We start from the raw sequence: 21308 nt of genomic DNA on the forward strand, positions 1-21308 counted from the left end.
AGAGAGGGCGAACATGCACCTTGCGCCTCGTGATCTCGACAAGCTCGTGCTGCACGGCGCGGGCTTCCTCGCCCAGAAGCGCCTCGCGCGCGGGGTCAGGCTCAACTACCCGGAGGCCGTCGCGCTCATCGCGACGCAGATCCTCGAGCTGATCCGCGACGGCCGCAGCGTCGCCGAGCTCATGGACGTCGGCCGCCGCCTGCTCGGGCGCGCGCAGGTGATGGCCGGCGTCCCCGAGATGGTCGCCGAGGTCCAGGTGGAAGGGACCTTCCCCGACGGGACGAAGCTCGTCACCGTCCACCACCCGATCGCGCTCGAGCACGGCGATCTCGCGCTGGCGCTCTACGGCAGCTTCCTCCCCGTGCCCGACGTGTCGCTCTTCCAGCCCGCAGGCCAGGCAGAGGTGACGGCCGGCGAGGTGCTCGTGACGCCCGGCGAGGTGCTCGTGAAGCCCGGCGAGATCGAGCTCTCCCCCGGCCGGCGGAGGCTCTCTCTCCCCGTGAAGAACCTGGGCGACCGGCCGATCCAGGTGGGCAGCCACTACCCGTTCTCGGAGACGAACCGCGCGCTCGAGTTCGACCGGGCGGCGGCGGCGGGGATGCGGCTCGACATCCCCGCGGGCACCGCCGTCCGCTTCGAGCCGGGCGACGAGAAGACGATCACGCTGGTGCAGGTCGGCCCGCACGGGGCGGCGCACGCCGCGCGGGAGGAGCAGCAGGCATGAGCCACAGGATGCAGCGGCGGCACTATGTCGATATCTACGGGCCGACGGTCGGCGACCGGGTGCGGCTCGGCGACACCGGCCTCATCGCCGAGGTCGAGCGGGATCACACGTCCTACGGCGATGAGTGCAAGTTCGGCGGCGGCAAGGTGCTGCGCGATCGCATGGGGCAGATGCCCGGCGCCTCGAACGACGAGGCGCTCGACTGCGTCATCACGAACGCGCTCATCGTCGACTGGACCGGCGTCTACAAGGCCGACATCGGCATCAAGCGCGGCCGCATCGCGGCGATCGGCAAGGCCGGCAACCCGAAGGTGATGGCCGGCGTCACGCCGGGCATGGTCGTCGGCGTGACGACGGAGGTCATCGCCGGCGAGGGCCACATCGTCACGGCCGGGGGCGTCGACGCGCACATCCATTTCATCTGCCCGCAGCAGGGATACGAGGCGCTCGCGGCGGGCGTCACGACGTTCGTCGGCGGCGGCACGGGCCCGGCGACGGGCACGAACGCGACGACGTGCACCCCGGGCGCCCGCCACATCTCCCTGATGCTGCAGGCGACGGACGTCCTGCCGCTCAACATCGGCCTCACGGGCAAGGGCAACACCTCGTCGCCCGAGGGGCTGCTCGAGCAGGTGCGCGCCGGCGCCGTCGGGCTGAAGCTCCACGAGGACTGGGGGACGACCCCGCCCGCCATCGACTGCTGCCTCAGCTTCGCCGAGCACGAGGACATCCAGGTCACGCTCCACACCGACACGCTGAACGAGTCGGGCTACGTCGACGACTCCATCGCGGCGTTCAAGGGCAGGACGATCCACTCCTACCACTCCGAGGGCGCGGGCGGCGGGCACGCGCCCGACATCCTGCGCATCTGCGGCGAGCCGAACGTCATCCCGAGCTCGACGAACCCGACGCGCCCGTACACGGTCAACACGCTCGACGAGCACCTCGACATGCTCATGGTCTGCCACCACCTCGACCGGAACATCCCGGAGGACGTGGCGTTCGCCGAGAGCCGCATCCGCGGCGAGACCATCGCGGCCGAGGACATCCTGCACGACCTCGGCGCGATCAGCATCATCTCGAGCGACAGCCAGGCGATGGGCCGCGTCGGCGAGGTGATCACGAGGACCTGGCAGACCGCGCACAAGATGCGGGATCAGCGCGGCCGGCTGCCCGAGGAGCAGGGAGACAACGACAACTTCCGCATCCGCCGCTACGTGGCCAAGTACACGATCAACCCGGCCATCGCGCACGGCATGTCCCACGAGATCGGGTCGGTCGAGCCGGGCAAGCTCGCGGACCTCGTGCTGTGGCGGCCCCAGATGTTCGGCGTGCGCCCGGAGCTCGTCATCAAGGGCGGCCTCATCGCCTGGGCGCAGATGGGCGATCCGAACGCGTCGATCCCGACGCCTCAGCCGTACTACATGCGCCCGATGTTCGGCTCGCTCGGCGCGGCGGTCGGCGAGACGAGCATCGCGTTCGTGTCGAGCCGCGCCATGGACGAGGGGAGCATCCGCCGGCTCGACCTGAAGAAGCGCCTGTCGGCGGTCCGCCGGTGCCGCAAGATCGGCAAGGCCGACATGCGCCTCAACAGCACGCTCCTGCCGATCACGGTCGATCCCGAGACGTACGAGGTGCGGGCCGGCGGCGAGCTCCTCCGCTGCGATCCCGCGAAGATCCTGCCCCTCGCGCAGAGGTACAGCCTCTTCTGAGGCGTGGAGCCCGCCCTCGGCCGCTCCGCGCCTGCGGGTTCACCGCTCTCTCCGTCTGCTTCCGTTGGCCTCCGTCCGCTCCCCTCTGCTTCTGTCTGATCCTGTCTGATTCTGTCTGATTCCATCCGCGCGCATGAACAGGTGGCTCCTCCTCCAGCTCTCCGACTCCGCGTTTCCGGTCGGAGGGTTCGCGCACTCCGCGGGCCTGGAGGCGGCGGTGCAGCTCGGCGAGGTCGGACCCGGGGGCGCGCTCTCGTCGTTCGTCGCGAGCGCGCTCTGGCAGGTGGGCCTCGGCGCGCTGCCGCTCGTGCGGGCTGCGCACGAGCGGCCGCTCGACATCGCGGCCGTCGACGACGCCTGCGACGCCTTCCTCGTGAACCACGTCGCGAACCGGGCGAGCCGGACGCAGGGCCGCGCGTTCCTCGCGACGAGCGCGCGCGTCTTCCCCTCCGCCGAGATCCGCCGCCTCGACGCCGCCGTGCGGGCGCGGGAGGCGCTGGGCCACCACGCGCCGGCGTTCGGCGCGACCCTCGCGGCGCTCGGCGTCCCGCGCGAGGACGCGCAGGCCGTCTACCTGCACGCCTCGCTCCGCGGCGTCGTCTCGGCGGCGGTGCGCCTCGGGCTCATCGGGCCGCTGGAGGCACAGCGACTGCAACTCGAGAGCGCGCCGCTCCTCGACGCGGTGCTCCATGAGTGTGGAGATCACGGCGTCGACGAGCTCGCGCAGCCGGCGCCGCTCCTCGATCTCTTCGGGGCCACGCAGGATCGGCTCTACTCGCGTCTCTTTCAATCGTGAGGTGACAGCATGCACGACCCCGGCGAGCACGGGCATGGGCACAACGGCCACGACCACGACCACGACCACGACCACGACCACGACCACGACCACGACCACGACCACGTTCGCGGGGGTGGCCACAGGCACGCGCATGCGCACGGAGACGAGCACACGCACGGGCACACGCACGAGCACTGGGCGAATCCGGGGCTCTTCAGCGAGCGGGAGGCGCCGAAGGACCGGGATTTCTCGGCGCGCGCGTTCACGGTGGGGATCGGGGGGCCCGTCGGCAGCGGCAAGACGGCGCTCGTGCTCGCGCTCTGCCGCGCGCTGCGCGACAGGATGCCGCTCGGCGTCGTCACGAACGACATCTTCACCCAGGAGGACGCCGAGTTCCTGCACCGCAACAAGGCGCTGCCGCCGGAGCGCATCCGCGCGGTGGAGACCGGGGGCTGCCCGCACGCGGCGATCCGCGAGGACATCAGCCACAACCTCGTCGCGCTCGACGACCTCATGGATCACGTCGCGCCCGCGCTCCTCATCGTCGAGAGCGGCGGCGACAACCTCGCCGCCCAGTACAGCCGGGAGCTCGTCGACTACACGATCTACGTGATCGACGTCGCCGGCGGCGACAAGGTGCCGCGCAAGGGCGGACCGGGCATCACGCAGTCGGATCTGCTCGTCATCAACAAGACCGATCTCGCGCCGCACGTCGGCGCCGACCTCGGCGTCATGGAGCGGGACGCCCGGAGGATGCGCGGCGAAGGGCCGTTCCTGTTCGCGCAGTGCAACCGGAGCCAAGGAGTTCCGGAGATCATTGACCACATCCTCTCCGCCATGCGCCGCGCGACCACCACGGCGCCCCCCGCGAAATAGGCCTCTATCGCGCGCCTCCCGCTGCGAGAAGCGCTCACGCTCCACAGGAGTCGGCATACCGGAGCACATCTGCGCCGGGCGCGCGGCGTCGCCCCCTGTTAAAGGAGGACAGCGGCAACGCCGCTTCGACTTCCGTTTCGCTGGAATACCGGTTCTATTGGACCGTAGGCGGACTTCGGACGGGTGGTAGAGGGCGGAGAGGGCTCCGCCGGGCGGAGCGGCTTCCACCACGACCGCCGCGGTCGTCACGCGATCACGGCAGCGCCGGATGGCGAGGCGGCGCGGCGCACCCGTCGTAGACCAGAGGAGGAGGCATCAGTGAGCCAGGCCCGACCCCATGTGCTGGTGGTGGACGCCGAGAAGAGGGTCCTCGACAGGCTCGCGCTCGAGCTGAACCAGGGCGGCTTCGACGTCACCTGCGCCGAGAGCGGGCCCGCGGCGATCGAGCTCGTCAAGGCGCGCCGCTTCGACCTCGTGGTCGCCGATGTGGGGACGCTCGGCATGGAGAGCGCCGGGGCCATCGCCGCGCTCAAGGCGCTCAGCCCGGACCTCGAGATCATCGTCGGCGCCCCGTGCTCGAGCGCGCAGGCCGCCGTGGAGTGCATCGAGCGCGGCGCGTACGACATGCTGGCGAAGCCCTACGACATCGACGACCTGAAGCGGATGCTCGAGGCGGCGATGCTGCGCACCCACCTCGACGCCGTGGCGGCCGTCCACCAGGCGAGCGCCGCCCTCGTCGCGTCCCTCTCGCGGGACGACTTCCCCGAGCGCGCCGTGGATCTCGCGGCGAAGGTCGTCTATACGACCAGCGCGGCGCTCTCGCTGGCGCTCGATCAAGGGGCCGCCCTGTACCAGGCGGCCTCCGGCGCCGAGGTGTCCGCGGCGTTCATCGCGCGGCTCGCCGGGCGCATCGAGGGCGCGCTCGCGCCTGTCCGCCTGTCCGCGGACGACGCGCCCGATCTCCTCTGTACCGCAGAGGGCGATCGCTTCGGCGCCGCCATCGTCGCGCCGCTCCGCCTGGGCGAGAGCTCGTTTGGCGGCCTCGTGGTGCTCCGCGACGAGCGCCTGCCTGCGTTCACCAGCCAGGAGGAGCAGGCCATCGGCATCTTCGCGATTGAGCTCGCGCTCGCCTTTTACGGCCACAAGGTACGGCGCTCGCTCGGCCCCTGCGCCGCCTGAAGCTCGCGCGCGGGATGATCGGGGATGGATGAAGCGCGCGTCCGCGCGCGGCGCGCGCGTCCGCGCCGAGATCTGCGGCGAGCGCCCGCAAATTCTTCGGCGATCGAGCTCAAGATTCCCTCTGGCGAACGCGTTCGCACCCCACTAAAGGAGGGGAGCGATGAGCCCCACCGCTGCACCATCGACTCTCCCCGCCAGGGCCCAGCGCGCCGCGACCTTCTACCGGGACCTCGTCGGCAAGAAGATCGCGATGGCGCTGAGCGGCGTCATCTTCTTCGGCTTCGTGATCGGCCACATGACCGGCAACCTGCAGGTCTTCCTCGGCCGGGAGAAGATCAACGACTATGCCGCCTTCCTCCACGGGACGCCCTCCCTGCTCTGGGGGACGCGGATCGTCCTCCTCGCCGCCCTCATCGTCCACGTCTACACGGGCGTGACGCTCGCGCAGCACAGCCGCGCTGCCCGGCCGGTCCCCTACCAGGTGAAGGGGCAGCGGCGCCCGAACGTCGCCGCGCGGACGATGCTGCTGAGCGGCGGCGTGCTCGCCGCCTTCATCGTCTATCACCTGCTCCACCTGACGACGGGCACCGTGCACCCCGACTTCGTGCCGCTCGACGCCTACGACAACGTCGTGAAGGGCTTCAGCTCGGCGCCCGCGGCGATTGCCTACGTCGTGGCGATGGGCCTGCTCGCGCTGCACCTCTACCACGGCGCGTGGAGCATGTTCCAGTCGGTGGGCTTCAGCCATCCGCGCTACACGCCGGCGCTCAAGAAGCTCGCGGCCGCGTCGTCGATCCTGCTCTTCGCCGGCTTCTCATCCGTCCCGCTGGCCGTCCTGTTCGGCATCGTCCGCTGAGCCCGGAGCCCCCGTCATCATGCAGCTCAATGCGAAGATCCCCGAAGGTCCCATCGAGAAGAAGTGGGACCAGCACCGCTTCAACCTGAAGCTCGTCAACCCGGCGAACAAGCGGAAGTACACGGTCCTCGTCGTCGGCACCGGCCTCGCCGGGGGCGCGGCGAGCGCGACGCTGGCCGAGCTCGGCTACAACGTGAAGAGCTTCTGTTTCCAGGACTCTCCGCGCCGCGCCCACAGCATCGCCGCGCAGGGCGGCATCAACGCCGCGAAGAACTACCAGAACGACGGCGACAGCATCTACCGCCTCTTCTACGACACCGTGAAGGGCGGCGACTACCGCGCGCGCGAGGCCAACGTGTACCGGCTCGCGCAGATCAGCGTGAACATCATCGACCAGTGCGCCGCGCAGGGCGTGCCGTTCGCGCGCGAGTACGGCGGCGTGCTCGCGAACCGCTCCTTCGGCGGGGCGCAGGTGTCGCGCACGTTCTATGCGCGAGGCCAGACGGGCCAGCAGCTCCTCCTCGGCGCCTACCAGGCCCTCGAGCGGCAGATCGGCCTCGGCAAGGTGAAGATGTACCCGCGCACCGAGATGCTCGACCTCATCGTCATCGACGGCAAGGCGCGCGGCCTCATCACCCGCGACCTGATCACCGGCGCGCTCGAGACGCACCTCGGCGACGCGGTCGTCCTCGCGTCGGGCGGCTACGGCAACGTCTTCTTCCTCTCGACGAACGCGAAGGGGTCGAACACAACGGCCATCTGGCGGGCGCACAAGCGCGGCGCGCTCTTCGCCAACCCCTGCTTCACGCAGATCCACCCGACGTGCATCCCGGTCTCGGGCGACTACCAGTCGAAGCTGACGCTCATGAGCGAGTCGCTCCGCAACGACGGCCGCATCTGGGTGCCCGCGAACCCGGGCGACACGCGCCCGCCGGAGCTCATCCCCGACGGCGAGCGTGACTATTACCTCGAGCGCCGCTATCCGAGCTTCGGCAACCTCGTGCCGCGCGACGTCGCGTCGCGCGCGGCGAAGGCGGTATGCGACGAGGGCCGCGGCGTGGGGCCGACGCGGCTCGGCGTGTACCTCGACTTCTCGGACGCCATCCGGCGCCTCGGCAAGCCGGCCATCGCCGAGCGTTATGGCAACCTCTTCGACATGTACGAGCGCATCACGGGCGACGACCCGTACAGCGTCCCGATGCGCATCTATCCGGCCATCCACTACACGATGGGCGGGCTCTGGGTCGACTACAACCTGATGAGCACGATCCCCGGCCTGTACGTGCTCGGCGAGGCGAACTTCTCCGACCACGGCGCGAACCGGCTCGGGGCGAGCGCGCTGATGCAGGGCCTGGCGGATGGGTACTTCATCATCCCCTACACCATCGGCGATTACCTCGCGTCGACGAAGCTCGAGCGGGTCGACGATCTCCACCCCGCCGTGAGGGACGCCGAGCGCGACGCGAGCGCGCGGCTGAACAAGCTGCTCGGCGCGAACGGCTCGCGCACGGCCGACTCGTTCCACCGCGAGGTCGGCAAGATCATGTGGGAGGCGTGCGGGATGGCGCGCAACGCGGCCGGGCTCAAGGGCGCGCTCACGCGGATCCCGGAGCTCCGCGAGCAGTTCCACCGCGACGTCCGCGTCTCGGGGACCGGCACCGGCCTGAACCAGGAGCTCGAGAAGGCGGCGCGTGTCGCCGACTTCTTCGAGCTGGCAGAGCTCATGTGTCGTGACGCGCTCGACAGGGAGGAGTCGTGCGGCGGGCACTTCCGCGAGGAGCACCAGACGCCCGAGGGCGAGGCGAAGCGCGACGACGACCGCTTCTCCTATGCCGCCGCCTGGGCATGGCGAGGCGAAGGTCAGGCCCAGGAGCTCCACAAGGAGCCGCTCCAGTTCAACGAGGTTCACCCCACGCAGCGGAGTTACAAATAATGCGCCTCACCCTCCATGTCTGGCGGCAGAAGGGCAAGTACGAAGCGGGCCGGTTCGTCACGTACGAGGTGCCCGACGTCAGCGAGCACATGTCCTTCCTCGAGATGCTCGATGTGCTCAATCAGCGGCTCATCCTCAAGGGTGAGGAGCCAATCGCGTTCGATCATGACTGTCGCGAGGGCATCTGCGGCATGTGCGGCTTCATGATCAACGGCCAGGCGCACGGCCCCCTCCGTGGGACGACCGTGTGTCAGCTGCACATGCGTCACTACAAGGACGGCGACGTGCTGTGGCTCGAGCCGTGGCGGGCTCAGGCGTTCCCGGTGGTAAGCGACCTCGCGGTGGACCGCAGCGCGTTCGACCGGATCATCGCGTCGGGCGGCTTCGTCTCGGTGTCGACGGGCAGCGCGCCGGACGCGAACGCGATCCCGGTGCCGAAGGTGGTCGCCGAGCGCGCCATGGACGCGGCGGCGTGCATCGGCTGCGGCGCCTGTGTCGCATCTTGTCCGAACGCGTCCGCCTCTCTCTTCACCGCGGCGAAGCTCACGCACCTGAACCTCCTGCCGCAGGGCCAGCCGGAGCGCGATCAGCGGAGCCTCAACATGGTCGCCCAGATGCGCGTCGAGGGCTTCGGCCACTGCACGAACGTCGGCGAGTGCGAGGCGGTCTGCCCGAAGGAGATCCCCCTCGACATGATCGCGCAGATGAACCGCGACTACCTGCGCGCGACGCTGGTCCACCGCGACGTGCAGGCCAAGGGCGGCACCGGCTGAAGCGCCGCACCGCCGGCCTCGCCCGAAGCCGGCGGCGCTTCCCTCCCCTCTCCTCGACAGCGAACGCCCTCCTCCCGCACGTCATGAACGGCGGCGCTCCGTCGCCGTCACCCCGCCGCCAGGGCGGGCGCGCCCTGGATTGACCACCGGCTCGCCGCCCGACGCGCCGCGCCAAGCGTGCGCCTGTGGCCCGCGGGGTCAGGCCGGCCCTTCGGCCCATCCCCGCCCGTACGGCCGGCCCCCGGTGCCTGCAGGCGCAGGCTGCAGCGCCTCGGCGCGAGGCGCACCCGAACAGGGCCCCGCGGCATGACAGGCGAGCCCTGGTGCCGCGGGTGCGCCAGCACGATCCCGACGGCCGCCGCAGGTGTGGCACGAGACCGCCGTCATCTCCCGTTTTCGTACAATTTTTCACCAAAAGCACAAGATTTTGCAGGCCACCTGTGGAAAACAGGCCAGGAGTTTCCTGATCACCGACTCAGGTACTTCCTAAACAATCTTCACATCCCGAGCTCCAACCGTACAGTCAACGTGGGATAAGCACTCGGCATGTTTCGAGAACATCTCGTCGCGACTCGCGCCCATGCCAGTGGGGGCTTTCCAGGTGTGACGAGCCGTCGCTCCAGTAGCAGCGCAACCGCGAAGATGCCGTGGCGCTCTCCCGCGCCGCAATGAAACGTGTCAGGGTCAACAGGCACTTGTTCGAGGTCACGAGTTGGAATAACCTCGAAATTGTCCTGAACGGGATCAGTCGTCATAAGACAATTGTGGTCACCCCACACCATGTCGTAGACTAGGTCGAACTTAGAGCGCCGCAGCGAGGGGGGGCATCCCGCGGCGAGCGCGTCGAGGATCGCATCGAGTATCGCTCTTCTGCGGAAGCCGGTTCGAGGGGAGGGCCGGCAGGAGGAGAAGCCAGAGGCAACGGCCGCGGCGACCTTTCTCCCGGCGGATCAGGAGATCCGCTTTCCACACGGGAACGACGCGCACCGGGACCGCAAATCAGACCCACGGGGGCCGGGCAGATCGCCTGACGGCGCCCTGCTGCGCCGTTCGCGCTGCGCGCCTTCGGCGCGCGCCGGGGTCTGCGAGGCTGGTCGGATGCGGGAGTTCGAACATCAGACAGGTCTCTTGGACGAGCGAAGAAGTAGGAGGGGAACTTCATGAGGTGCTGCATCGACGGCCTTAATCTGCATCCGACGAGCGTCCACGATGCTGCCGTTGCTCTCGACACCGTGACGGATCGGCTCCTCGCCGCGGGGGATCGGCGAGCGGCCTTCACCGACGTCTACGGTATCGTCACGCGCGCGGTCGCGGCGCAGGTCGAGCGACGCGATGGCATGTTCCTCGAGCCGGCGTGGATCTCGCGGCTCGCGGGCCGGTTCTGCGAGCGGTACCTCGAGACGCTCGGCTGGTGCGATCGAGGCGCGGCGCAGGACTGCGGCGCCTGGCACATCGCGTACGCGAGCACGGCGTCGCGGTTCACGCCCCCCGTGCAGAACGCGCTGCTCGGCTTCAGCGCCCACATCAACTACGATCTGATCTTCGGGATCCACGCGACGATCGTCGAGTTCGGGCACGACGCCGACCGGGCGATGCTCGCGCGGCTCAAGCACGATCACGATCAGATCAATACGCTGCTCCGCGCCTCGGTCATCGAGGCGCTCGCGCGCCTCACCGCGCGGCATGGCTGCCCCCTCAGCGCGTTCTTCCTGGACACCGCGCCGGAGCTCGCGGTCTGGGTGTCGATGGAGATGCTCTCGCGGTGGCGCGAGCGGGTCTGGGACGACGTCCTGGCGCTCCTCGCCGCGCGCAGCGGGAGCGAGCGGGCGGCGCTCTCCCGCGGGATCGAGCGGCGCTCCACGCGCATCGCCCAGATGCTCGCGCTGCCCTCGCTCCACCAGGCGCCGCATTCGGCGCTCCGCCTCCTGTCAAGGGCCGCGTGATCGCGACCGACCGCAACCGGAGCCCCGCCCGATCGTAGAATGGGGGCATGAGCAAGCTGCCCAAGGAACCGCCCGCCGGCGAGATCACCCCTCCAGCGCTCTACCTGCGACGGCGCGAGCTCCTCAAGAACGCGGCGCTCTTCGCCGGCACCGCGTCGGCCATGGGCGGCGGCCTCGTCTGGCTCACGGGCGGCGCGGCGCGCCTCTCGGCGGCCGGCGCCCCCGGCGGCGAGGCCACGCCGCTCGGCAGCGCCGCCGCGCCGCTCGGCAGCGCGGCAGCGCCGCCGGGGCCGCTGGCCGCCGGCGCGTCGTCCTCCGGGACGAGCTCGAGAGACCCGTTCGTCACCGACGAAGCGCGGACCTCCTACGAGGACATCGTTTCGTACAACAATTTCTACGAGCTCGGCCTGAGCAAATCGGAGCCGGCCCAGAACGCCGGCCGGCTCAGGCTCCGCCCCTGGTCCGTCGCGTGCGAGGGAGAGGTGAAGAAGCCCGAGGTCATCGACCTCGACACCCTCCTCCGATGGTTTCCCCTGGAGGAGCGCGTCTATCGAATGCGCTGCGTCGAGGCGTGGTCGATGGTGATCCCCTGGCTCGGGTTCCCGCTGGGCGCGCTGCTCAGGCGCCTCGAGCCGACCTCTCGCGCCCGGTACGTCCAGTTCACCACGCTGCTCGATCGAGAGCAGCTGCCCGGCCAGCGGAGCGACGTGCTCGAGTGGCCCTACGTCGAGGGGCTCCGGATCGACGAGGCCATGCACCCTCTCACGATGCTGGCCGTGGGCCTCTACGGCAAATCGCTGCTCGGCCAGAACGGAGCGCCCATTCGCCTGGTGGTGCCGTGGAAGTACGGCTTCAAGGGGTGCAAATCGATCGTCAGCATCAAGCTCACCGAGCGGCAGCCGGGGACGAGCTGGAGCCGCGCCGCGCCGGACGAGTATGGGTTCTATGCGAACGTGAACCCCGCGGTGGATCACCCGCGCTGGAGCCAGGCGACGGAGCGGAGGATCGGTGAGCTGCGCCGCCGCCCCACGCTGCCATTCAACGGCTATGCGGAGGAGGTCGCCGGCCTCTACAGCGGGATGGACCTGCGGGAGAGCTTCTGACGATGCGCACGCCAGCGAGGACGATGTCGCCGCCGCGCGCTGCCGCCGCCGGCGTGCCGGCTGGCCGGAAGCTCGGCTGGCTCCCGCCCGCGGTCGTCGCCGGCGGGCTGATCCCGCTTGTCGTGCTCGGCCTGCGCGCCGGGGCCGGGGCGCTCGGCCCGGACCCCGTCGCCGAGGCGCTGAACCAGCTCGGCCTGCTCGCGCTCGTGCTGCTCATCGCCTCGCTGGCGGCGACGCCGCTCAAGCTCGTGTCGGGCTGGACCTTTCCGCTGCGTATCCGCAAGGCGCTCGGGCTGCTCGCGTTCTTCTACGCGTGCGCCCACTTCCTGACGTATGCGATCGTCGATCAGGGCCTCGACGTGCGCGCGATCGTCGAGGACCTCACGGAGCGCCCCTTCCTCCTCGCCGGCTTCGTCGCGCTCCTCGTGCTCGTCCCGCTCGCGGCGACGTCGACCGCGCGCATGCTGAAGCGCCTCGGCGCCGCGCGCTGGAAGCGCCTGCACCGCCTCGCCTACGCCGCCGCCGTCCTCGGGATCGTGCACTTCTTCCTGCGCGTGAAGAAGGACGCGACAGAGCCGATGATCTACGCGGCGCTGCTCGCGCTCCTCTTCGCCGTGCGCATCGTGAGCGCCGTCCTGCACAGACGCGCGGCGCCGCGCTGAGCGCCAGCGTCGCGCCGTCGCCGCGCGGCGAACCTGCCGCGCGGCGACGCGCGTTCAGGTACCATGGGGCTTCGACGTGGAACGCGTGAGGACGGCGTCATGAGGCTCTTCACCATCGGGGACAGCATCTCTCAAGGCTTCATGTCGCTCGGCGCGGCGCGCACCCAGCTCGCGTACTCCACGTGGATCGCGCATGCGCTCGGCGTCGACGTCGGCGACGCGCTGTCGAGCCCGGCGTACCGCGTGCCCGACTACCCCGCCCACGGGCTGCTGCTCGATCTCGAGGTGGTGCTCCGCCGCCTCCAGCTCGCCTTCGGCGCCACGATCGACAGGCTCGAGTGGGCCGCCGTCCTCCTGGAGATCAACCGGGTGCTCGACGTGGCCGAGGAGTACTACGAGCGCGGCGAGGGGGCCGGCCGCTACCGCGGCGGGAGCGTCTCCTGGTTCCACAACGTCTCGGTGTACGGCTTCGACGTGGCCGACGCGTGGCTCGTGACCCCGAGGCTCTGCAGGGAGCGGATCGCGGCGGCGCCCGGCGCCAGGGACGGCTTCTTCCAGGGGCCCAACGCGGCGTTCTACCGGACCGCGCTCCGCGTCCTCAACCCGTCGCGGGACGAGCGCCTCGACGGGTACAGCCAGCTCGACTGGCTCGGCCACCACGCGCGCGGCGAGGGCGTCGAGAACCTCCTCCTCTGGCTCGGCCCCAACAACGCGGTCGGCTCGGCGATCCTCCTCAGCGTCGCGGCGACCGAGGACAGGCCCGAGCGGCGGCCGGCCTCGCTCAGCTTCGACGAGCGGACCCGGGCGCAGTGGAACCTCTGGATGCCCGACGACTTCGTCGCCGAGTACGGCGAGCTGCTCGACCGGGTCGACACCCTGATGCGGCGCAACGAGAGCCCGGGCTGGCGGGTGTTCGTGGCCAACGTGCCTCACGTGACGATCGTGCCGATCGCCACGGGCGTCGGCGACCCGCTGCCCGGCCTGCCGCGCTACTACCCCTATTACACCTATCCCCCGCTCGCTCGGGGCACCCGCCTGATCGAGGCGGGCGCGCCGCACCTCACCGCCGCGGACGCGCGGCGCATCGACGAGACGGTCGACGCCTGCAACGCGCAGCTCGTCCGGCTCATCGAGGAGAAGAACGCCCGCCACCGCGCGCCCCGGTATCACCTCGTCGACGTCTCCGGCGGCCTGGACCGGCTCGCGTACCGGCGCACCGGCGGCGAGCCGGCGTACGAGTTCCCCGCGTACTTCGCGGCCAACGTCGCGCCGCCGATGGACACCCGCTTCTACCACGTCGATCGCGCCGGGCGCCGCAAGGCCGGCGGCATCGTCAGCCTCGACGGCGTTCACCCGAGCGTCATCGGCCAGGGCCTCCTCGCCCACGAGTTCCTCAAGGTCATGAAGGAGGCCGGCGTCCCTGGCGCCGACCCGGACCGCCTGCCGTGGCCCAGGATCGTGGCGAGCGACACGCTCTATCAGGACCCGATCCCGCTGATGGAGGAGATCTACCAGTACGAGGAGCTCTCGTACGCCGTGCTCTCGGCCTACCGGTACGTCTTCGGAGGGTTCCAGGGGCGCCGCGGCAGCATCAAGGACTTCTAGAGCGCCCCTGGTACGAGCGTCGCAGAGCGGCGGTCACCCGCACAGGAGACGGGCCCAGATCGGCGTTTTCGGCGCGCAAGCGCACTCCGGTGCGCTGAGCACCGAAAACGTCGAGATGGGCCCGTATCCGAAGCGGGTGACCGCCGCTCACGCTCACGGCACTGCCGGCGTGCTCCCGCGGAGCATGAAAAAGATGAGCACCCCGGTGACGGAGACGTAGAGCCAGAGGGGCAGCGTCACCCGCGCGACCTTGGCGTGCTTCGCAAAGTTCGCCTTGTAGGCGAAGTAGAACGACGTCAGCGCGAGCGGCACGATGCCCGCCGAGAGCACGATGTGCGAGATGAGGACGGCGAAGTAGACGGCGCGCAGCGGCCCGGTGCCCTGGTACTTCGTGTCGCCGTGGACGAAGTGATAGGCGAGGTAGCCGACGAGGAACAGCGACGAGGCCGCGAACGCCGAGACCATCAGGTACTTGTGCACGACCATCGCGCGGCGCTTGATCGCGATCCAGCCCGCGACGAGGAGCGTGGCGGCCGTCGCGTTCAAGGCGGCGTTCAGCGGCGGCATGAAGCGGAGATCCGCGCCGCCCGCGCCCCGCCGGATGATGAGGATGTAGGCGAGGAACGCCAGCGCGGCCGCGGAGAGCACGGCATTGAAGGCGTAGAACGATCGGTCGCTGGTGCGGGCGAGCAGGCCGACCGGCTTCAAGTGGCTCGAGGCGTGGGACGACATCGCGCGGTCCATACCAGAGGAGCGCGCCGAGCGCGAACGCGAGCGGGCGACCTCGGATCAGCGGACGGAAGCGGACGGAAGCGGACGGGAGCCGACGGGAGCTGACGGAGACGAACGCCAGCGCTCGCAGGCCGACCGAAGCGGACGGGCGCGAACGGAGCCGCCCCGAGCGACCGCGGGCTACGCGGAGCTCGGCGCGATCCCCATCGCGGGGCTGCGATCGAGGTTCCGCAGCGGCTCGCGCATGGTCACGAACTCCTCGGCCGCGGTCGGGTGGATGCCGATCGTCGCGTCGAACTGCGCCTTGGTCGCGCCGCACTTCAGCGCGACGGCGAACCCCTGGATGATCTCGCCGGCGTCGGGCCCGACCATGTGGACGCCGAGCACCCGGTCGGTCGCGCGGTCGACGACGAGCTTCATCATCGTCTTCTCCTCGCGCCCGGAGAGGGTGTGCTTGAGCGCGCGGAAGGTCGAGAGATAGATGGCGACGTCGTGATGCTCTCGCGCCTGCGCCTCGGACAGGCCGACGGTGCCGACGTTCGGCTGGCTGAAGACGGCGGTCGGGATGCCGGCGTAGTCCACGCGCGCGCGCTCGCCGCGGAAGAGCGTCTTCACCAGCGCCATCGCCTCGGCGATGGCCACGGGCGTGAGCTGCACGCGCGAGATCACGTCGCCGAGCGCATAGATGGACGGGACCGACGTCTGGAACGCGTCGTCCACCACGACCGCGCCCTCCTCGTCGAGCTTCACCCCGACCTCCTCGAGGCCGAGCCCCTTGGTCTTCGGCAGGCGCCCCGTCGCGTACAGCACGCAGTCGGCCGCGAGCTCGGTGCCGTCGGCGAGCGTCGCGACGAGCGCGTCGCCCTGCCGCGCGATGCTCTCGACGCTCGCGCCCAGGCGGAGGTCGAGCCCCTTCTTCTGGATCTCGGCGGCCAGGAACGCCCGGATGTCGTCGTCGAAGCCGCGCAGGAGGTGCAGGCCGCGGTGGACCAGCGACACCCTGGCCCCGAGGCCGTGCAGGATGCCGGCGAGCTCGACCGCGATGTAGCCGCCCCCGACGATGACCGCCCGCCGCGGCATCGCCTGGAAGTGGAACAGGTCGTCGGAGGTGACGGCGAGCTCGCGCCCGGGGAGATCGGGGATCCAGGGGTAGCTGCCGGTCGCGACGAGGATCCGCTCGGCGGTGATCCTGGCGCCGTCGATCTCGACGGCGTTGGGATCGACGACCCGGGCGTGCCCCCGCCGAACGTCGGCGCCCGAGTTCTTCAGGAGCCGCTCGTAGACGCCGTTCAGGCGCTCGATCTCCTTGTCCTTGTTGCGGAGGAGCGTCGGCCAGTCGAACGACGGGCCGGCGTGCCCGCTCCCGCCGGCGCCGTGGCCGGGCACCGTCCAGCCGTAGCCGGCGGCGTCCTCGAAGTCCTCGGCGTAGTGCGAGGCGTAGACGAGGAGCTTCTTCGGGATGCACCCCAGGTTGACGCAGGTGCCGCCGAGGTGGCGCGACTCGGCGACGGCGACCCGGGCGCCGTAGGAAGCGGCCATGCGGGCTGCGCGCACGCCGCCGGAGCCGGCGCCGATGACGAACAGATCGTAATCGTACTTGGACATGGCGGACGACTATGCCCCATGTGGGGCGCGGTCGCCGCGCGCCGTGCGGTCGCGCGCGACGGGCTCCGCTCCCTCCGGCTTCGGCTCGGCCACCGGCGCGGGGATTCTGCTACGGTCCCGCCGTTGCGCTCCTCGACCCACACGGGAACCTTCGCCGACGCTCCGCCACCGCGCCCGCGCGACGGCGACCTGCAGGAGCGCCCCGCGCCGCGCCTCGCGGGACGCGCGCGCCGCGCCCTGCCCTTCGCGCTGGCGGCCGCGCTCGTCGCGTTCGTCCTCGGCCGGCTCGACTTCGACGCCTTCCGCGCCGCCCTGTCGCGCGTCGACGCCCCGCTCTTCGTCGCCTTCGCCGCCCTCTTCGTCCTCGCGCTCCTCGGCGCCGACACGTTCGCGACCGTCCTCGTCTACCGCCGCCTGATCGCGCCCGTGGCCTTCCGCGATTTCCTCGTGCTCCGCGGCGCCTCCTACCTCCCGTCGCTGCTCAACCACCACGTCGGTCAAGCCTTCGTCACGGTCTTCCTCGCGCGCGTGCACGCCGTGCCGCTCGCGCGCGTCGCCGGCGCGACGCTCGTCGTGTACGCGTCGTGGCTCGGCTGCCTGCTCCTGCTCGGCGCCGTCGCCGTGCCCGCGAACGGCGGTCCGCTCGCCGGGTCCGCCCTGCTCCTCGCGGCGGGCGCGCTCTACCTCGCGATCCTCGCGCTGCGCCCCGCCCGTCTCGCCCGCACGAAGCTCCTCGCCCCGCTCTTCGAGGCGGGCGTGCGCGGCCACCTCGTCGCCCTCGCCGCGCGCATCCCGCATCTCCTCGTCCTGTTCGCCGGCACCTGGCTCCCCTTCTGGTTCTTCGACGTGCGCATTCCCCTTGGAGCCGCCCTCACGTACATCCCGATCCTGATGGTGGCGGTGACGCTCCCCATCACGCCGCAGGGCTTCGGCACGCGCGACGTGCTCGCCGCCGCGCTCTTCGAGGGCTTCGCGGCCGGCGCGACGCGCGACGCACGCCTGGCCGCCATCGCCGCCTCGACGACGACGTGGGCCGTGGCGCTCACCCTCGTCGAGGCCGCGCTCGGCCTGGCTCTGCTCCGGGGCGTTTTGCCCCATATGGAGGCGAAGCGCCCCGCCGACGCTCCTCCGTCCGGCCACGACGCAGCGTAACGCGGCTCGCCGTCACGGTATTTCGAAATCTTTCAACCAGGCTACTCGCCAACCTCGATTGGCGCATCGTTTGCCATAGAGCCGGCATAGAGCCGGAGAGCGGCCCAGCAGAGGCCAAAGAGGCCCTGCAGGGACCAAAGAGGCCCTGCAGAGGGCGAAGAGAGATAGGTCGGCCAAGAGCAGGTTCGGCGTGGCGAGTTTCGGGTTATAGTCTCCGGCCCCCTGGCGTTCGTTTCGTCCTTCTGGCCGCGTGCGACCCGCTGAACATCGCAGACTGGACCAGTCCGCGCCGAGCGACCCTCTATGAAGAACCTGGCTCGTTTCCTCGCCTCCTCGGATCACGACGTCGCCCGCGCCCTGCGCCACGTGCGCCGGCAGGTCCGCAGCTTCACCCTGCCCGCGCCGCGGCCGCTCGTGGTCCCGATGCGCATGGCGTTCGAGGCCGCGCGCGAGGTGTACTATTTCGGTGCGCGTGTGCTCGTCTGCGAGCCGCATTTCAAGTCGCACTGCGCGCAGTACGGCAAGGGTGTCCGGACGGGGACCTTCATCCACTTCATCACTGGGCGGGGCGACATCATCCTCGGTGATAACGTGGTGCTCGACGGCAAGACCGACATCATCTTCGCCGCGCGGTTCTGCGACCGCCCAACGCTGCGGATCGGCGACAACACCGGGATCGGGCACGGCTGCCGGATCGTCGTCGGCAAGTCGGTCACCATCGGCAAGCACTGCATGATCGCGGCGGGCGTCTTCATCCTCGACTCGAGCGGCCACCCGAGCGATCCGGAGGCGCGGAGGCAGGGCCTGCCTCCCTCGGACGCCGAGGTGCGGCCGGTCGTCATCGAGGACAACGTCTGGCTCGGGACCCGGTCCACGATCTTCCCGGGGGTCACGGTGGGCGAGGGCAGCGTGGTGTCGGCGGGCTCCATCGTGATGGCCGATGTCCCTCCGTACACCGTCGTCGCTGGCAATCCGGCCCGACGGGTGGCATCACTCCGGACGACCGAGCCGCCGCCGCCCATCGCACCCGCGGCAGACCGCGCCGATGCGAATGCGAGGAGGCACGGCGCGGACGACGCTGCGCGTCGCTCGGGCTCCGACAGCGCATCTTAACCCTGGAGTTCTTTCATGATGATCGAGGTGGAGAAGGTGATCGATGTCATCGTCACGGTCGGCCGCTTGCCCGCCGCGATCAAGCCCGATGACGACATCTACGACGCGGGGTTCTCCTCGGTTCGAGCGCTCCAGCTGCTCACCGAGCTGGAGGACCGGTTCAACGTCGCGCTCCCCGACGACCGGTTCAGCGTCGCCCGCACGCCGCGCGCGCTGAGCTCCCTCATCCAGGAGCTCGCGCCGTGAGGAGGGTCGTCACCGTCGAGCTCGCGGCGCCTGCGACCGAGATGGCGCAGGAGGAGATACCCAAGCAGATCGCCTTCCTCTCGAAGGAGATCGCGAACATCCGCTTCGTCCGCGAGGGCGCCGCGCTGGAGTTCGAGGCCCCCGAGGAGCGCGCGGCCGACCTCGCGAAGGCGGCGGAGGGCATCGCGCGCACCATGCAGCGCAGCCTGCGCCAGCTCACGCGGAAGCTCGTGTACCGCAGCCCGGCGTGCGATCGGGTGGAGTTCCGGGGCGGCGCGCTCCCGGCCGGGATCACGCAGATGGGCCAGGGCCAGGTCGCCCTCGAGGGCATCCCGCTGCGGCTCTACCGCTACTTCGATCGCTCGCTGGAGGCGCTCGGCGCGCCGTTCTCGCCGAGCCCGATCCTGGTGCCGACGTTGATCCCGGCGGCGACGCTGGCGAAGTGCGACTACTTCCGCTCGTTCCCGCACATCGTCACGTTCACGTGCCACCTGCCGGAGGACATGCCGCTCATCGAAGATTTCCGGGCGCGGCATCAGGACCGGGACACGCTCGACGAGCGCGCGCTGAGCGACATGGCGCAGCCGGAGGTGTGCCTCTCGCCGGCGGTTTGTTACCACGTGTACGCTGCGAACCGGGGCCGGGTGCTGCCGGCCGGCGGCGCGCGCTACGCCCTCGCGGGCCGCTGCTTCCGCTACGAATCGAGCAAGATGGTCGACCTGCGGCGGCTCTGGGAGTTCACGATGCGGGAGATCGTCTTCCTCGGATCGCGGGAGAACGTCCTCGCGCTGCGCGAGCAGGGCAACGAGATCGTGGCGCGCTACCTCGACGAGCACCGGCTCGCCGGCGAGATCCGGACGGCGAGCGACCCGTTCTTCATCGCGCCGGACGCGGCCGCCAAGACGTACTTCCAGATCAGCAGCGAGACGAAATACGAGATCTCGTTGATGCTCCCGGAGGACGAGCGCGTGGCGGCCGGCTCGCTGAACTACCATACCGACTTCTTCGGCCGCGCGTTCAGCTGCGATGTCGAGGGCGCGGGCCCGATGCACAGCGTGTGCATCGCGTTCGGCCTGGAGCGGTGGGTCTACGCGTTCCTGGCCCAGCACGGCGACGATCCGACCGGCTGGCCCGATGTCGTGCGGCGCGCTCCCGAGATGGCAACCCTGTAGAGCGGCGCATCGCCGCTCCGTCGCTTGCTCGCAGTTCCGTTTCCTGGGGGTTCAGAGAGGCTTCGCGTCCATGAAGTTCGAGCGCGTCGATCCGGTCGCGGCGGCGGACGAGGCCAGCTTCGTCCTGCGCGAGGCGTGGTCTCCGCCGACCCTCCATTACACGGCCGGCTACCTGCGATGGCAGTTCGGCTTCCCCGGCCCGTCGCCGCAGGCCGTGCTCGCGCGAAAGGGCCGCGAGCCGGCCGGCTTCATCGGCGTCGCGCCGCGCCGCTTCCGGTTCCGGGGCGCCACGTCGGAGGGATATGTCCTCTCGTTCGTGAGCGTTCGGCCAAAGTTCCAGGGGCAAGGGCTGGCGAGCCGGCTGTACACGGAGCTCCTCGCCGGCCTCCGGGGGACCCCCCTGCCCATCGCGGTGTTCGTGGAGACGCGGTCCGCGCCCGCGCAGCGCGTGCTCTTCAAGGCGGTGGCAGCGGTGGGTCTCGAGCTGAAGCAGCTCACCGCGTGCCGGAACCACGGCTATCTCCCCCGGGCGAGCGCCGCGCCGCCGCGGGCCGTGGCCGCGCCTGCATCGGCCGTGCAGGACGTGCTCGCCGTGATGGCGACGTGCAGCGGCGAGCGCGTGTTGTGGTCGGCGCCCGACGCGGCGCACCTCGAGCACGCCCTCCGCGATCCACGGCCGCGCCGGCTGTTGCTCGTCGAGGAGGCGGGCCAGGCCGTCGGCGCCGCAGTGGTGTTCCTGTCGGAGATCGCGACCGCCCGGGGGATCGACCGCGTGGCGACGCTGGGCGCGCTCTTCCTGCCGGAGCCGACCGCCGACCGGCTCGCGGCGGTGATGCGCGGGGCGTCGGAGGCCTTCGGCGGAAAGGCGACCACACCGACGGTGAGCGCGCCGAACCTGGCGATCGTCCCCGAGGACCAGCTCAGGCCGGCCGGCGTGCGCGCGACGGCCGCGACCTTCGACGCGTTCGTGATCCAGCCGAAGGGCGGGCCCTGGCTGGACGCCGAGACGACCAACCTCGAGGTCGTCTGACGCAACGGTGTCCCGGGGTCATCCATCTACATTGCAGATGGTTCCCATGAGAACAATGCCGATTCACAAGATGGATCGGCGGGCGCATGCTGGGGCCATGAGCAACAACACTTC

At 70.5% G+C, this 21308-nt stretch carries 19 protein-coding genes; 17 read left to right on the forward strand and 2 right to left on the reverse strand.

Going from position 1 to position 21308, the window contains the following annotated elements:
- Positions 1–13 precede the first annotated feature (13 nt).
- From ureA to WMF11_RS36145, 12 genes are all read left to right on the forward strand, one after another.
- Complete coding sequence (gene ureA, locus WMF11_RS36090) at positions 14–724, forward strand: urease subunit gamma (protein WP_437973957.1); 711 nt, start codon at positions 14–16, stop codon at positions 722–724.
- Positions 721–2436: an urease subunit alpha gene (ureC, locus tag WMF11_RS36095; protein ID WP_437973958.1), complete on the forward strand. Its 1716-nt coding sequence runs from the start codon at positions 721–723 to the stop codon at positions 2434–2436. The genes ureA and ureC overlap by 4 nt, the downstream gene beginning before the upstream one ends.
- Before the next feature lie 133 nt (positions 2437–2569).
- Positions 2570–3232 carry an urease accessory protein UreF gene (locus tag WMF11_RS36100; RefSeq protein WP_437973959.1) on the forward strand — a complete coding sequence of 221 codons (663 nt, stop codon included), beginning with the start codon at positions 2570–2572 and terminating at the stop codon, positions 3230–3232.
- A 9-nt stretch (positions 3233–3241) separates the two neighbouring features.
- Positions 3242–4090: an urease accessory protein UreG gene (gene ureG, locus WMF11_RS36105; RefSeq protein WP_437973960.1), complete on the forward strand. Its 849-nt coding sequence runs from the start codon at positions 3242–3244 to the stop codon at positions 4088–4090.
- A 318-nt stretch (positions 4091–4408) separates the two neighbouring features.
- Positions 4409–5269, forward strand: coding sequence for a response regulator (locus tag WMF11_RS36110; RefSeq protein ID WP_437973961.1), 861 nt, complete (start codon positions 4409–4411; stop codon positions 5267–5269).
- 160 nt (positions 5270–5429) lie between these two features.
- A complete protein-coding gene (locus tag WMF11_RS36115; protein ID WP_437544010.1) occupies positions 5430–6125 on the forward strand; it encodes a succinate dehydrogenase cytochrome b subunit in 696 nt (231 codons plus the stop codon).
- 19 nt (positions 6126–6144) lie between these two features.
- Positions 6145–8058, forward strand: a complete 1914-nt coding sequence (locus tag WMF11_RS36120) for a fumarate reductase/succinate dehydrogenase flavoprotein subunit (RefSeq protein WP_437544012.1) — start codon at positions 6145–6147, stop codon at positions 8056–8058.
- A complete protein-coding gene (locus tag WMF11_RS36125; RefSeq protein ID WP_437294365.1) occupies positions 8058–8831 on the forward strand; it encodes a succinate dehydrogenase/fumarate reductase iron-sulfur subunit in 774 nt (257 codons plus the stop codon). The genes WMF11_RS36120 and WMF11_RS36125 overlap by 1 nt, the downstream gene beginning before the upstream one ends.
- A gap of 1160 nt (positions 8832–9991) precedes the next feature.
- Entirely contained in the window at positions 9992–10774 is a 783-nt protein-coding gene (locus WMF11_RS36130) for a DUF5995 family protein (protein ID WP_437973962.1), read from the forward strand.
- 47 nt (positions 10775–10821) lie between these two features.
- On the forward strand, positions 10822–11877 hold the full coding sequence (gene msrP, locus WMF11_RS36135; RefSeq protein ID WP_437544016.1) for a protein-methionine-sulfoxide reductase catalytic subunit MsrP: 1056 nt from the start codon (positions 10822–10824) through the stop codon (positions 11875–11877).
- Between the two features lie 2 nt (positions 11878–11879).
- Positions 11880–12539, forward strand: a complete 660-nt coding sequence (locus WMF11_RS36140; RefSeq protein ID WP_437973963.1) for a sulfite oxidase heme-binding subunit YedZ — start codon at positions 11880–11882, stop codon at positions 12537–12539.
- A 99-nt stretch (positions 12540–12638) separates the two neighbouring features.
- On the forward strand, positions 12639–14144 hold the full coding sequence (locus WMF11_RS36145; RefSeq protein WP_437973964.1) for a hypothetical protein: 1506 nt from the start codon (positions 12639–12641) through the stop codon (positions 14142–14144).
- A 153-nt stretch (positions 14145–14297) separates the two neighbouring features.
- Here WMF11_RS36145 and WMF11_RS36150 read toward each other — a convergent pair whose 3' ends face one another.
- Together WMF11_RS36150 and gor are read right to left on the reverse strand one after the other, a co-directional pair.
- Positions 14298–14888 (reverse strand): DUF420 domain-containing protein, encoded by a 591-nt coding sequence (locus WMF11_RS36150; protein ID WP_012239178.1) that lies wholly within the window; start codon positions 14886–14888, stop codon positions 14298–14300.
- A gap of 168 nt (positions 14889–15056) precedes the next feature.
- Positions 15057–16481, reverse strand: coding sequence for a glutathione-disulfide reductase (gene gor / locus WMF11_RS36155; protein ID WP_437973965.1), 1425 nt, complete (start codon positions 16479–16481; stop codon positions 15057–15059).
- Positions 16482–16604: 123 nt separating this feature from the next.
- Between gor and WMF11_RS36160 the strand changes: the two genes are divergently transcribed.
- From WMF11_RS36160 to WMF11_RS36180, 5 genes are all read left to right on the forward strand, one after another.
- Positions 16605–17633 carry a lysylphosphatidylglycerol synthase domain-containing protein gene (locus WMF11_RS36160; RefSeq protein ID WP_437973966.1) on the forward strand — a complete coding sequence of 343 codons (1029 nt, stop codon included), beginning with the start codon at positions 16605–16607 and terminating at the stop codon, positions 17631–17633.
- A 303-nt stretch (positions 17634–17936) separates the two neighbouring features.
- Entirely contained in the window at positions 17937–18746 is an 810-nt protein-coding gene (locus WMF11_RS36165; protein ID WP_437973967.1) for an acyltransferase, read from the forward strand.
- A gap of 15 nt (positions 18747–18761) precedes the next feature.
- Positions 18762–18992, forward strand: a complete 231-nt coding sequence (locus WMF11_RS36170) for an acyl carrier protein (RefSeq protein ID WP_012239182.1) — start codon at positions 18762–18764, stop codon at positions 18990–18992.
- The gene (locus WMF11_RS36175; protein ID WP_437973968.1) at positions 18989–20164 is read left to right on the forward strand and encodes a hypothetical protein; all 1176 of its coding nucleotides are present in this window, start codon (positions 18989–18991) and stop codon (positions 20162–20164) included. The genes WMF11_RS36170 and WMF11_RS36175 overlap by 4 nt, the downstream gene beginning before the upstream one ends.
- Before the next feature lie 70 nt (positions 20165–20234).
- Entirely contained in the window at positions 20235–21194 is a 960-nt protein-coding gene (locus WMF11_RS36180; protein WP_437973969.1) for a GNAT family N-acetyltransferase, read from the forward strand.
- Positions 21195–21308: the final 114 nt, after the last annotated feature.

Source organism: Sorangium sp. So ce295 (assembly GCF_051527405.1).
Classification (GTDB): Bacteria; Myxococcota_A; Polyangia; order Polyangiales; family Polyangiaceae; genus Sorangium; species Sorangium cellulosum_B.